Raw genomic sequence first — 13,688 nt, 5'->3', positions numbered from 1 at the left:
CAGAAATTCGTCGGTAAGCAGATTTGCATTGATTCATGTCATCATTGTTAATTAATATGCAAATAAAGTGAGTGAATATTCTCTGGAGGGTGTTTTGATTAAGTCAGCGCTATTGGTTCTGGAAGACGGAACCCAGTTTCACGGTCGGGCCATAGGGGCAACAGGTTCGGCGGTTGGGGAAGTCGTTTTCAATACTTCAATGACCGGTTATCAAGAAATCCTCACTGATCCTTCCTATTCTCGCCAAATCGTTACTCTTACTTATCCCCATATTGGTAATGTCGGCACTAATGACGCCGATGAAGAATCCTCCCAGGTACATGCACAAGGTCTGGTGATTCGCGATCTGCCGCTGATTGCCAGCAACTTTCGTAATACCGAAGACCTCTCTTCTTACCTGAAACGCCATAACATTGTGGCGATTGCCGATATCGATACCCGTAAGTTGACGCGTTTACTGCGTGAGAAAGGCGCACAGAATGGTTGCATCATCGCGGGCGATAACCCGGATGCGGCGCTGGCGTTAGAAAAAGCCCGCGCGTTCCCTGGGCTGAACGGCATGGATCTGGCAAAAGAAGTGACTACTGCTGAAGCCTATAGCTGGACACAAGGGAGCTGGACGCTGGCTGGCGGCCTGCCGGAAGCGAAAAAAGAAGACGAGCTGCCGTTCCATGTGGTGGCCTACGATTTCGGTGCTAAGCGCAACATCCTGCGGATGCTGGTGGACAGAGGCTGCCGCCTGACTATCGTTCCGGCGCAAACGTCTGCTGAAGACGTGCTGAAAATGAATCCGGACGGCATCTTCCTCTCGAACGGTCCTGGCGACCCGGCTCCATGCGATTACGCGATTACCGCCATCCAGAAATTCCTCGAAACTGACATCCCGGTATTTGGCATCTGCCTCGGTCATCAGTTGCTGGCGCTGGCCAGTGGCGCGAAGACGGTCAAAATGAAATTTGGTCATCATGGCGGCAACCATCCGGTTAAAGATATTGAGAAAAATGTGGTGATGATTACCGCCCAGAACCACGGTTTTGCGGTGGACGAAGCAACATTACCTGCAAATCTGCGCGTGACGCATAAATCCCTGTTCGACGGTACGTTACAGGGCATTCATCGCACCGATAAACCGGCATTCAGCTTCCAGGGGCACCCTGAAGCCAGCCCGGGGCCGCACGACGCAGCTATGTTGTTCGACCACTTTATCGAGTTAATTGAGCAGTACCGTAAAACCGCTAAGTAATCAGGAGTAAAAGAGCCATGCCAAAACGTACAGATATAAAAAGTATCCTGATTCTGGGTGCTGGCCCGATTGTTATCGGCCAGGCGTGTGAGTTTGACTACTCTGGCGCGCAAGCATGTAAAGCCCTGCGTGAAGAGGGTTACCGCGTCATTCTGGTGAACTCCAACCCGGCGACCATTATGACCGATCCGGAAATGGCCGATGCGACCTACATTGAGCCGATTCACTGGGAAGTAGTACGCAAAATTATCGAAAAAGAGCGCCCGGATGCAGTTCTGCCAACGATGGGCGGCCAGACAGCGCTGAACTGTGCACTGGAACTGGAGCGCCAGGGCGTACTGGAAGAGTTCGGCGTAACCATGATTGGTGCCACCGCCGACGCGATTGATAAAGCAGAAGACCGTCGCCGTTTCGACGTGGCGATGAAGAAAATCGGTCTGGAAACCGCGCGTTCCGGTATCGCGCACTCAATGGAAGAAGCACTGGCGGTTGCTGCTGACGTGGGCTTCCCGTGCATCATTCGCCCCAGCTTCACTATGGGCGGTAGTGGTGGCGGTATCGCTTATAACCGCGAAGAGTTTGAAGAAATTTGCGCTCGCGGTCTGGATCTCTCCCCAACCAAAGAGCTGCTGATTGACGAGTCGCTGATTGGCTGGAAAGAGTACGAGATGGAAGTGGTGCGTGATAAAAACGACAACTGCATCATCGTCTGCTCTATCGAAAACTTCGATGCGATGGGCATCCACACCGGTGACTCCATTACCGTAGCGCCAGCCCAGACGCTGACCGACAAAGAATATCAAATCATGCGTAACGCCTCGATGGCGGTACTGCGTGAAATCGGTGTTGAAACGGGCGGTTCCAACGTCCAGTTTGCGGTTAACCCGAAAAACGGTCGTCTGATTGTTATCGAAATGAACCCGCGTGTATCCCGCTCTTCGGCGCTGGCGTCGAAAGCCACTGGCTTCCCGATTGCCAAAGTGGCGGCGAAACTGGCGGTCGGTTACACCCTCGACGAACTGATGAACGACATCACCGGCGGTCGTACTCCGGCCTCTTTCGAGCCGTCCATTGACTACGTGGTCACCAAAATTCCTCGCTTTAACTTCGAGAAATTTGCCGGGGCTAACGACCGTCTGACCACCCAGATGAAATCGGTTGGTGAAGTGATGGCGATTGGTCGCACGCAGCAGGAATCGCTGCAAAAAGCCCTGCGCGGCCTGGAAGTGGGCGCGACCGGTTTCGATCCGAAAGTGAGCCTCGATGATCCGGAAGCCCTGACTAAAATCCGCCGTGAACTGAAAGATGCAGGCGCAGAGCGTATCTGGTACATCGCAGATGCCTTCCGTGCGGGCCTGTCTGTAGACGGCGTCTTTAACCTGACCAACATTGACCGCTGGTTCCTGGTACAAATTGAAGAGCTGGTGCGTCTGGAAGAGAAAGTGGCAGAAGTGGGTATCACTGGCCTGAACGCTGACTTCCTGCGCCAGTTGAAACGCAAAGGTTTTGCCGATGCGCGTCTGGCTAAACTGGCAGGTGTGCGCGAAGCGGAAATCCGCAAACTGCGCGACCAGTACAACCTGCACCCGGTCTACAAACGCGTTGATACCTGTGCCGCAGAATTTGCGACTGACACTGCGTACATGTACTCCACCTATGAAGATGAGTGCGAAGCGAATCCGTCCACGCGTGACAAAATCATGGTGCTCGGCGGCGGCCCGAACCGTATCGGCCAGGGTATCGAGTTTGACTACTGCTGCGTACACGCCTCGCTGGCGCTACGCGAAGACGGTTTTGAGACCATTATGGTTAACTGTAACCCGGAAACCGTCTCCACCGACTACGACACTTCCGACCGTCTCTATTTTGAGCCGGTAACCCTGGAAGATGTGCTGGAAATTGTGCGCATCGAGAAACCGAAAGGCGTTATCGTCCAGTACGGCGGTCAGACTCCGCTGAAACTGGCGCGCGCGCTGGAAGCCGCTGGTGTACCGGTTATTGGCACCAGTCCGGATGCCATCGACCGTGCGGAAGACCGTGAACGCTTCCAGCACGCGGTTGACCGTCTGAAACTGAAGCAACCGGCGAACGCCACCGTTACTGCTATTGAGATGGCAGTTGAGAAGGCGAAAGAGATTGGTTACCCGCTGGTGGTGCGTCCGTCTTATGTTCTTGGCGGTCGGGCGATGGAGATCGTCTACGACGAAGCCGACCTGCGTCGTTACTTCCAGACCGCGGTGAGCGTGTCCAATGATGCCCCCGTGCTGCTGGATCACTTCCTCGATGATGCGGTAGAAGTCGATGTGGACGCTATCTGCGACGGCGAAATGGTGCTGATTGGCGGCATTATGGAACATATTGAGCAGGCTGGTGTGCACTCTGGTGACTCAGCGTGTTCTCTGCCTGCATACACGTTAAGTCAGGAAATTCAGGATGTAATGCGCCAGCAGGTGCAGAAACTGGCCTTCGAATTGCAGGTGCGCGGCCTGATGAACGTGCAGTTTGCAGTGAAAAACAACGAAGTCTACCTGATTGAAGTTAACCCGCGTGCGGCGCGTACCGTTCCGTTCGTCTCCAAAGCCACCGGTGTTCCGTTGGCGAAAGTGGCGGCACGCGTGATGGCAGGTAAATCGCTGGCTGAGCAGGGCGTGACTAAAGAAGTTATCCCGCCGTACTACTCGGTGAAAGAAGTGGTACTGCCGTTCAACAAATTCCCGGGCGTTGACCCGCTGTTAGGGCCAGAAATGCGCTCTACCGGGGAAGTGATGGGTGTTGGTCGCACCTTCGCTGAAGCGTTTGCTAAAGCACAGTTGGGCAGCAACTCCACGATGAAGAAACAGGGCCGTGCGCTGCTCTCCGTGCGCGAAGGCGACAAAGAGCGTGTAGTGGACCTGGCAGCAAAACTGCTGAAGCAGGGCTTCGAGCTGGATGCAACCCACGGTACAGCGATTGTGCTGGGTGAAGCGGGCATCAACCCGCGTCTGGTTAACAAGGTGCATGAAGGTCGTCCGCACATTCAGAATCGTATTAAGAATGGCGAATATACCTATATCATCAACACCACTTCAGGCCGTCGCGCGATTGAAGACTCCCGCGTGATTCGTCGCAGTGCGCTGCAATATAAAGTGCATTACGACACCACCCTGAATGGCGGTTTCGCTACCGCAATGGCGCTGAATGCCGATGCGACCGAAAAAGTGATTTCGGTACAGGAAATGCACGCGCAGATCAAATAATGGAGTGTCATGGAGGATATGTTTTATCCGCCATTTTGATCAAATATCTAATACGGTTCTCTGATGAGAACCGTTTTTTTTACCAATAAGGAAAATCTTTCCTGAAATCTATATTTTTGATGATGTAAGCAGGATTTAGCTCACACTTATCAACAGTGAAGTTGCATATTATCGATATAACTACAATTTTAATATGGCCTTGTTTAATTGCTTAAAACGAGTCATAGCCAGATTTTTAATTTGTGAAACTGGAGTTTGTATGTGTGAAGGATATGTTGAAAAACCACTCTATTTGTTAATTGCCGAATGGATGATGGTTGAAAACCGGTGGGTGACGGCAAGAGAGATCTCTATTCATTTCGATATTGAACACAGCAAGGCGATTAATACCCTGACTTATATTCTGTCGGAGGTCGCAGAAATAAGCTGCGAAGTTAAGATGATCCCTAATAAGCTGGAAGGGCGGGGATGTCAGTGTCAGCGGTTAGTAAAAGTGGTTGAGATTGATGCACAAATTTATGCGCGTCTGCGGAATAATAGCCGGGAAAAATTAGTCGGCGTAAGAAAGACGCCGCGTATTCCGACCGTTCCGCTCACGGAGCTTAACCGCGAGCAGAAGTGGCAGATGATGTTATCAAAGAGTATGCGTCGTTAATTTAATCTTGTGGATATCGCGAGACCTGGTTGCCGGATGCGATGCTGGTGCATCTTATCTGGCCTACGGGGGCTCTCCGGCCAGGTCGGATAAGGCATTTACGCCACGTCCGACGATGTTACCGCTTTGGCGTCACATTCGTCGTCCCCTGTAAACGGGGGCGATTTTCCTCCATTTGCCTCAACGGTTGTGTTTCTCGTAACGATGCATGGCAGCGCCCGACCAAATCCTGATATTCTTTGGTATTCAACCGCTTCCAGTGCAACTCTTCATCGCTGACGCTGCGCACCGCACGGGCTGGCGTGCCCATCAACAACTGACGTTTCTCGCCGCTAAAGCCCGCTTTGACAAAACTCATGGCGGCAACAATGCTTTCTTCGTCAATGACCGCGCCATCCATAATCACACTGTTCATCCCGACCAGGGCATCACGGCCAATCATACAGCCATGCAGGATAGCACCATGACCGATATGACCGTTTTCCCCCACAATGGTGTCAGTGTCGCAGTAGCCGTGCATGATGCAGCCATCCTGAATATTGGCTCCTGCTTGTACAATCAGCCGTCCGTAATCACCGCGTAGCGAGGAGAGGGGGCCGATGTAAACGCCGGCTTCCACAATTACATCGCCAATCAATACTGCACTGGGATGAACAAACGCCGTCGGGTGAACCACCGGAATTAACCCTTCAAAGGCGTAATAGCTCACGGTTGTTAACGCCCTTTCCACACTGGATCGCGCTTCTCAGCAAACGCCAGTGGCCCTTCAATGGCATCTTCCGAATGCAGCACTGCAGGGTAATGTTGCAACACGCCGCTGCGAATAAAACGATACGCCTCTTCGACCGGCATTTCGCTGGTGGTGCGGTAGATCTCTTTTAGCGCCGCAATCGCCAGCGGGGCGCTATTAACCAGTTGCTGTGCCAGTTCGCGGGCGTTATCCATTAGCTCCGCCTGGCTAACCACGCGGTTGACAATCCCCCAACGCAGCGCCTCTTCTGCGCCCATCCGTCTGCCAGTCATCACCATTTCATTGACGATAGCAGGCGGCAGGATCTTCGGCAGACGCAGCACGCCGCCGCTGTCCGGAACGATGCCCAGTTTAGCTTCCGGTAGGGCAAAACTGGCGTTATTGGCACAAACAATAAAATCTGCTGCCAGCGCCAGTTCAAAGCCACCGCCAAAGGCGTAGCCGTTCACGGCTGCGATGACCGGTTTATCGAGATTGAAAATTTCAGTTAATCCGGCAAAACCGCCTGGGCCGAAGTCAGCATCTGGTGCTTCGCCTTCTGCTGCCGCTTTTAAATCCCAGCCAGCGGAAAAGAATTTTTCTCCGGCACCGGTAATAATGGCGACGCGTAATTGCGGATCGTCACGGAAATTAAGAAATGCTTCGCCCATTTCAAAGCTGGTTTTAGCATCAATTGCATTAGCTTTTGGGCGGTCAAGGGTAATTTCCAGAATTGATCCATTGCGGGTCAGATGTAATGATTCACTCATTCCTTTTCTCCATTTTTGCTTTTTCAGGGACGACAATGCCCTGCAAAAAATGCATATTATTTTATGGTGTGATTATTAGCTGGCGAGATAATTCCCGCGGTTTCATTTATTTAAGAGTCTTTCTGATTATTTTCCCCGAACAGTTACGCGGCAGATCTTTTCTGATTTCCAGATAAGATGGCACTTTAAATTTCGCCATATTCTGCTCACAGAAGAAGAAAAATTCTTCTTCGCTCAATGTTTCGCCTTCATTCAGCACCACAAACGCTTTGATGGCTTCATCACGAATAGAATCTTTAATACCAACGACCACAATGTCCTGAATTTTTGGATGCGCGGAGATAATATTTTCCAGCTCTACACAAGAGACATTCTCGCCACCGCGTTTGATCATATTGCAGCGACGATCGACGAAGTAAAAAAAGCCCTCTTCGTCGCGGTATCCCGTATCGCCGGTATGCAACCAGCCATCGGCTTCCAGGACTCTGGCGGTGGCCTGCGGATTGAGAAAATATTCTTTGAAGATGGTTTTCCCTGGTTCGCCTTTAATGCAGATTTCGCCAATCTCCCCCGCGGGGAGTGGGCGATTGTGATCGTCGCGGATCTCCGCTTCGTAGCAAAATCCTGCACGACCAATCGACGGCCAGCGACGCTTATCGCCGGGGCGATCGCCGATAATGCCGACGATGGTTTCTGTCATCCCGTAAGACGTCAGCAAGCGGACGCCGAAGCGTTCACAAAACGCGTCTTTTTCCTGCTCTGACAGGTTGAGGTAAAACATCACTTCCCGCAGGCAGTGTTGCCTATCGTTCGCAGAAGGTGGTTGTACCATCAGGGTGCGGATCATCATCGGAATACATTCGGTGACGGTGGCGCGATACTTTTGTACTTGCCCCCAGAAGGCGCGGGCGCTGTATTTTTCCACCAGCACAAAGGTCGCACCCGCCGAAAATGCCGCCATCGCCGCAGTACACTGGCAATCGATATGAAACGCAGGCATCACCGTCAGGTAGACATCATCGTCACGCACTGCACATTGCCAGGCGGAGTAATATCCGGCGAAGCGCAGATTGTAATGGGTAATTACCACCCCTTTCGGGCGGGAGGTTGTACCGGAGGTAAAAAGAATTTCCGCCGTATCGTCGGTCGATAACGGCGGGGCATAGCACAAGGTTGCAGGTTGCTGAGTTTTTAGTTGTGCAAACGAACTGGCACCATCACCAGCGGGAAGCGCCACATCGGTCAGGCAAATATGCCGTAGTTGCGTGGCATCTTCCTGCTGAATCTGCCGATACATAGGATAAAATTGTGCACTGGTCACCAACAGACACGCCTGGCTGTTTTGCAGGATCCACGCGCTCTCTTCACGCAGCAGTCGGGCATTAATCGGCACCATAATCGCGCCAATTTTTGCCAACCCGAACCAGCAAAAGATAAATTCCGGGCAGTTGTCGAGATGCAGCGCGACCTTGTCGCCTTTGCGAATTCCCAACGTATAAAACAGGTTTGCCGTGCGGTTAATTTCTTGATTTAACTCAAGATAACTATACCGGTTGACGTTCCCGCCGCTGGATTCACAAATTAGCGCCGTTTTATGACCGTAAACGTCCGCCAGATCGTCCCACATTTGACGTAGATGTTGTCCGCCAATGATATCCATTGCACCTCTATCCATTTTGTTCGTTTGTTATTGGGCGGGTGCTAGTCAGGCAAGCCAACTAGCACCACGCGTTTAGTCCTCAACTTTGGCCAGACCTTTGCTGACCAACTCCTGAATGTCGTTTTCGCTGTAGCCGATGGTTTTCAAAATGGCAGCGGTGTCCATGCCGTGCGACGGCATTCCGCGCCAGATTTGGCCAGGGTTATTTTTGAATTTCGGCATAACGTTCGGCCCTTTGCAGGTACGGCCATCCATCGTTTGCCACTGGGTGATTGATTCGCGGGCAACGTACTGTGGATTGCTTTCCAGCTCCGGCACGGTCAGCACTTTGGCGCAGGCGATATTCAGTTCGGCAAAGCGTTCTTTTACTTCTGCTATCGTGTGTGCCGCCAGCCAGGCATCGAGTTTCTCTTCTACCAGAGGGCCGTAAGGGCATTCGATACGGTGGATAAGCTGAGTGCCTTGCGGAATTTCCGGCGTACCGAGCAGATGCTCGAGGCCAATATCTTTAAAGCACTCTGCAATCTGGGTAATGCCCACCAGTTCCATCACGATGTAGCCATCGGCACATTTGTACAGACCGCAACCGGCGTAGTAGGGATCTTTCCCTTTGGTCATGCGCGGGCACATTTCGCCGCCGTTGAAGTAGTCCATCATGAAGTACTGACCCATGCGCAGCATCACTTCATACATGGCGATGTCGATGCTTTCGCCTTTGCCGGTTTCGCGCACTTTATGCAGTGCTGCCAGCGCCGCGGTGGTGGCGGTCAGGCCGGAGAAGTAGTCAGCGGTGTACGGGAAAGCAGGCATTGGCTGGTCAACATCGCCGTTCTGAATCAGGTAGCCACTGAAGGCCTGTGCAATGGTGTTATAGGCTGGAAGATTGGTGTACTCCTCGGTGCCATACTGACCAAAACCGGACAGGTGAGCGATAACCAGTTTCGGGTTGTGCTGCCATAGCACTTCATCAGTAATGCCACGGCGAGCAAAGGCCGGGCCTTTACTGGCTTCGATGAAGATATCGGTGGTTTCCATTAATTTCAGAAACGCTTCGCGGCCTTCATCTTTGAAGATATTTAACGACAGCGCGTGCAAATTGCGGCGGGAAAGCTGCGGGTAATTTGGTTGAACGCGGATGGTGTCGGCCCAGGCGACGTTTTCGATCCAGATAACTTCTGCGCCCCATTCTGCGAACATTTGTCCGGCGAACGGCCCGGCGATTTCGATACCGGAGAAGACAACCCGTAATCCGGCCAGCGGCCCGAATTTCGGCATCGGTAGATGATCCATTATTAGCTCCTGAAAAATGTGTGTAGCCTTTGTAAGCCTGATAAGCGAAGCACATCAGGCATCGCCGCACGGTTGCCGGATGCGGCGTAACCGCCTTATCCGGCCTACAATTTGTGCTCTTGTAGGCCTGATAAGCGAAGCGCATCAGGCATCGCCGCACGGTTGCCGGATGCGGCGTAACCGCCTTATCCGGCCTGCATTTGTGCTCCCGTAGGCCTGATAAGCGAAGCACATCAGGCATCGCCGCACGGTTGCCGGATGCGGCGTAACCGCCTTATCCGGCCTACAATTTGTGCTCTTGTAGGCCTGATAAGCAAAGCGCATCAGGCATCGCCGCACGGTTGCCGGATGCGGCGTGAACGCCTTATCCGGCCTGCATTTGTGCTCCCGTAGGCCTGATAAGCAAAGCGCATCAGGCATCGCCGCACGGTTGCCGGATGCGGCGTAACCGCCTTATCCGGCCTGCATTTGTGCTCTTGTAGGCCTGATAAGCGAAGCGCATCAGGCATCGCCGCACGGTTGCCGGATGCGGCGTAACCGCCTTATCCGGCCTACAATTTGTGCTCTTGTAGGGCTGATAAGCAAAGCGCATCAGGCATCGCCGCACGGTTGCCGGATGCGGCGTAACCGCCTTATCCGGCCTGCATTTGTGCTCCTGTAGGCCTGATAAGCAAAGCGCATCAGGCATCGCCGCACGGTTGCCGGATGCGGCGTAACCGCCTTATCCGGCCTGCATTTGTGCTCTTGTAGGCCTGATAAGCGAAGCGCATCAGGCATCGCCGCACGGTTGCCGGATGCGGCGTAACCGCCTTATCCGGCCTGCATTTGTGCTCTTGTAGGTCTGATAAGCGAAGCGCATCAGGCATCGCCGCACGGTTGCCGGATGCGGCGTAACCGCCTTATCCGGCCTACATTTGTGCTCCTGTAGGCCTGATAAGCGAAGCGCATCAGGCAGCGCACGGATTTAGCGGTATTGCTTCAGCACCGCACGACCCAGCGTCAGGATCTGCATTTCGTCAGATCCTCCGGAGACGCGGTCTACACGCAGGTCACGCCAGAAGCGGCTGATGCGGTGGTTGCCCGCAATCCCGACACCGCCCAGCACCTGCATTGCGCTGTCCACCACTTCAAATGCCGCATTGGCGCAGAAGTATTTGCACATTGCCGCATCGCCAGAAGTAATGGTGCCGTTATCCGCTTTCCACGCTGCTTCATAGAGCATGTTTTTCATGGAGTTTAATTTGATCGCCATATGGGCGAATTTTTCCTGAATCAACTGAAAACGACCGATCGCTTCACCAAACTGCACGCGCTGGTTGGCGTAGCGCGCCGCATCTTCAAAGGCGCACATCGCAGTACCGTAGTTGGTGAGGGCTACCAGGAAACGTTCGTGGTCGAACTCTTCTTTTACGCGGTTAAAGCCGTTACCTTCGCGACCGAACATGTCTCTCTCGTCCAGTTCCACATCGTCAAAGGTGATTTCACAGCAGCTATCCATACGCAGACCGAGCTTCTCAAGTTTGGTCACTTTGATTCCTGGTTTGCTCATATCGACAAACCATTCGGTGTAGACAGGTTTGTCCGGAGAAGCGCCGTCGCGCGCCATCACCACGATATATGGGGTGTAGGCGCTACTGGTAATAAAACACTTACTACCATTAAGATAAATCTTACCATCTCTACGGGTATAAGTCGTTTTCAGGCTACCCACATCGGAACCAGCGCCCGGTTCGGTAATCGCTGAGTTCCACATCTGCTTACCGGTGCCGCGGAAAGCCATGATCTTGTCGATCTGCTCCTGTGTACCTTCACGCAGGAAAGTGTTGAACCCGCCCGGCAACTGGTACAGCACATAAGTTGGTGCCCCCAAACGACCCAGTTCCATCCACACTGCGGCGAGGGTAACGAATCCCGCGTCCAGACCACCGTGCTCTTCCGGGAGCAGCAGACTGTCGATACCCATATCCGCCAGGGCTTTGACAAAACGCTCCGGGTAGACGCTGTCACGGTCACACTGGGCAAAATAGGCTTCCCAGTTTTCGCTGGCCATCAGTTCTCGGATACCGGCGACAAACAGTTCCTGCTCATCATTTAAATTAAAATCCATCTTTCAACCTCTTGATATTTTGGGGTAATTAATCTTTCCAGTTCTGTTTCGCGTCTTTAATAAAGGAGAGCGTCACCATAATGTTGACGAAGAACAGCGGGCATCCTCCGGCGATAATGGCGGTTTGAATCGGTTTCAGGCCGCCGAGCGCCAGCAGAACAATGCCGATAATGCCAACCAGAATTGACCAGCCAATGCGCACCAGCAGCGGTGGTTCTTCGCCGTCGCGCACTTCACGACAGGTGGACATCGCCAGGGTGTAAGAGCAGGCGTTAATCAGGGTGACAGTGGCAATAAAGCAGAGAATAAAGAAGTCCCACATGGTGGCGGTGCTGAGAGGCAGAGCGGCCCAGGTTTCGATGATGGCGCGCGCCACGCCGTACTGTTCGATCAGATTCGGAATGTTGATGATGTTTTTATCCATCAACAGCAGAGTATTACTACCGAGTACAGTCCACAGGATCCAGGTGGATGCTGTCAGCCCCATCACCATACCGAAGCACAGTTCACGCACGGTTCGACCACGGGAGATACGCGCCAGGAAGATGCTCATCTGGATGGCGTAAATCACCCACCATGCCCAGTAGAATACGGTCCATCCCTGCGGGAAGCCGCCTTTGCCAACGGCATCGGTATAGAACAGCATGCGCGGCAGATACATCAGCAACATCCCCACCGAGTCGGTGAAGTAGTTCATGATGAAGCTGGCACCGCTGACGATGAACACCCAGCCGAGCATCAGGAAACTCAAATAGCTGCGCACATCGCTGGCGATTTTTACCCCTTTTTGCAGACCACAGGCCACGCAGATAGCGTTGAGGATGATCCAGCAGGTAATGATAATGGCATCCAGTTGCAGGGTATGCGGAATACCAAACAGATACTGCATACACTCGGTCACCAGCGGTGTGGCAAGGCCGAGACTGGTGCCCATTGCGAAGATCAGCGCCACCAGGTAGAAGTTATCGACGATAGTACCAAACAACCCTTTGGCGTGTTTTTCACCCACCAGCGGCACCAGGGTGGAACTGGGGCGAATCACATCCATTTTGCGAACGAAGAAGAAGTACGCGAAGGCGACGGAAAGGAAACTGTAAGTCGCCCACGGTAACGGCCCCCAGTGGAACAAACTGTAGGCCAGCCCCAGCTCTTTCGCGCCAGTGGAGTTTGGCTCTAAAGCAAATGGCGGCGTGGAGATGTAGTAGTAGATCTCAATCGATCTCCAGAACAGCACGGCGGCTGACGTACAGGAGGCGAACATCATAAAGATCCAACTGGCGGTACTGAACTCGGGTGGTTCGTTACCTAAACGCTTTTTGGCATAAGGGCCAAACACCAGCCAGAACCAGCCGAAAAGCATGACCACCATATACCATTCAAATGCCCATCCCCATACATTGGTGACGTAACTGAATACGGCATTAATAACGACATTCGCCGCATCCAAATCTCTGACTGTAAGCCAGCAAAGTATGCCAACGATTATTAACGGCGGAAAGAATACCTTCGGTTCTATTCCCGTTTTTCTTTTTTCATCTTTCATGAGTTAATTCCACTGTAAAAATAAATATTTATTTCACGTTCCCGTTTGTTTTATTTTTGTTAACATTTAATATAATTATTATTAACCTCGTGAACGCGTTAATGACTAACTCATAATGGGTATTCAATTGGCTGTATTCTGTGATGGTAATCACAGGTTTTTATCGGATAAAAACAGAGTGTTTTAATTTAAATATTCGTTATTAATCAACCAAATGAGTTTGGTTTTGAGTGAAAATCCAGCATCTGACTTTCAATATTGGTGATCCATAAAACAATATTGAAAATTTCTTCTTTCAACACCGTGTTTTCAATATTGGTGAGGCGCTTAGCAATATTGAAAGTTGGATTTATCTACGTGTGACATTTTCAATATTGGTGATTAAAGTTTTATTCCAGAATTAAATGACGTGATATCTGTAATTAACACCACCGATATGAACGACGTTTCCTTC

9 protein-coding genes are annotated in these 13,688 nt (G+C 52.1%); 3 read left to right on the top strand and 6 right to left on the bottom strand.

What is annotated here, in order from left to right; translation table 11 throughout:
* Positions 1-94 precede the first annotated feature (94 nt).
* From carA to caiF, 3 genes are all read left to right on the top strand, one after another.
* Positions 95-1,243, top strand: coding sequence for a glutamine-hydrolyzing carbamoyl-phosphate synthase small subunit (gene carA / locus C1192_RS12825; RefSeq protein ID WP_001517722.1), 1,149 nt, complete (start codon positions 95-97; stop codon positions 1,241-1,243).
* Positions 1,244-1,260: 17 nt separating this feature from the next.
* Positions 1,261-4,479, top strand: a complete 3,219-nt coding sequence (carB, locus tag C1192_RS12820) for a carbamoyl-phosphate synthase large subunit (protein ID WP_038354933.1) — start codon at positions 1,261-1,263, stop codon at positions 4,477-4,479.
* 259 nt (positions 4,480-4,738) lie between these two features.
* Positions 4,739-5,134, top strand: a complete 396-nt coding sequence (gene caiF, locus C1192_RS12810) for a carnitine metabolism transcriptional regulator CaiF (RefSeq protein ID WP_000333133.1) — start codon at positions 4,739-4,741, stop codon at positions 5,132-5,134.
* 118 nt (positions 5,135-5,252) lie between these two features.
* Here the strand turns inward: caiF and caiE are convergent, their stop codons facing one another.
* The 6 genes from caiE to caiT all read right to left on the bottom strand — a co-directional run bounded on the left by caiE (position 5,253) and on the right by caiT (position 13,234).
* Positions 5,253-5,843 carry a carnitine operon protein CaiE gene (gene caiE / locus C1192_RS12805; RefSeq protein ID WP_038354934.1) on the bottom strand — a complete coding sequence of 197 codons (591 nt, stop codon included), beginning with the start codon at positions 5,841-5,843 and terminating at the stop codon, positions 5,253-5,255.
* Positions 5,844-5,848: 5 nt separating this feature from the next.
* Positions 5,849-6,634: a crotonobetainyl-CoA hydratase gene (gene caiD, locus C1192_RS12800; protein ID WP_016249597.1), complete on the bottom strand. Its 786-nt coding sequence runs from the start codon at positions 6,632-6,634 to the stop codon at positions 5,849-5,851.
* A gap of 106 nt (positions 6,635-6,740) precedes the next feature.
* Positions 6,741-8,294, bottom strand: a complete 1,554-nt coding sequence (gene caiC / locus C1192_RS12795) for a crotonobetaine/carnitine-CoA ligase (protein ID WP_038354935.1) — start codon at positions 8,292-8,294, stop codon at positions 6,741-6,743.
* Between the two features lie 72 nt (positions 8,295-8,366).
* Positions 8,367-9,584: an L-carnitine CoA-transferase gene (gene caiB / locus C1192_RS12790; RefSeq protein ID WP_000349948.1), complete on the bottom strand. Its 1,218-nt coding sequence runs from the start codon at positions 9,582-9,584 to the stop codon at positions 8,367-8,369.
* A 964-nt stretch (positions 9,585-10,548) separates the two neighbouring features.
* Positions 10,549-11,691 carry a crotonobetainyl-CoA dehydrogenase gene (gene caiA, locus C1192_RS12780; protein ID WP_038354936.1) on the bottom strand — a complete coding sequence of 381 codons (1,143 nt, stop codon included), beginning with the start codon at positions 11,689-11,691 and terminating at the stop codon, positions 10,549-10,551.
* Positions 11,692-11,719: 28 nt separating this feature from the next.
* Positions 11,720-13,234: an L-carnitine/gamma-butyrobetaine antiporter gene (caiT, locus tag C1192_RS12775; protein WP_038354937.1), complete on the bottom strand. Its 1,515-nt coding sequence runs from the start codon at positions 13,232-13,234 to the stop codon at positions 11,720-11,722.
* Positions 13,235-13,688 lie beyond the last annotated feature (454 nt).

It is taken from the genome of Escherichia marmotae (assembly GCF_002900365.1).
Taxonomy (GTDB): Bacteria; Pseudomonadota; Gammaproteobacteria; order Enterobacterales; family Enterobacteriaceae; genus Escherichia; species Escherichia marmotae.
This window is presented reverse-complemented; position numbering and strand designations above follow the sequence as displayed.

Excerpts from the sequence above, each read along its gene's own strand:
- caiB (WP_000349948.1), bottom strand. The coding sequence starts at position 9,584 with ATGGATCATCTACCGATGCCGAAATTCGGGCCGCTGGCCGGATTACGG.
- caiT (WP_038354937.1), bottom strand. The coding sequence starts at position 13,234 with ATGAAAGATGAAAAAAGAAAAACGGGAATAGAACCGAAGGTATTCTTT.
- caiF (WP_000333133.1), top strand. The coding sequence starts at position 4,739 with ATGTGTGAAGGATATGTTGAAAAACCACTCTATTTGTTAATTGCCGAA.
- caiD (WP_016249597.1), bottom strand. The coding sequence starts at position 6,634 with ATGAGTGAATCATTACATCTGACCCGCAATGGATCAATTCTGGAAATT.
- carB (WP_038354933.1), top strand. The coding sequence starts at position 1,261 with ATGCCAAAACGTACAGATATAAAAAGTATCCTGATTCTGGGTGCTGGC.
- caiC (WP_038354935.1), bottom strand. The coding sequence starts at position 8,294 with ATGGATATCATTGGCGGACAACATCTACGTCAAATGTGGGACGATCTG.
- caiA (WP_038354936.1), bottom strand. The coding sequence starts at position 11,691 with ATGGATTTTAATTTAAATGATGAGCAGGAACTGTTTGTCGCCGGTATC.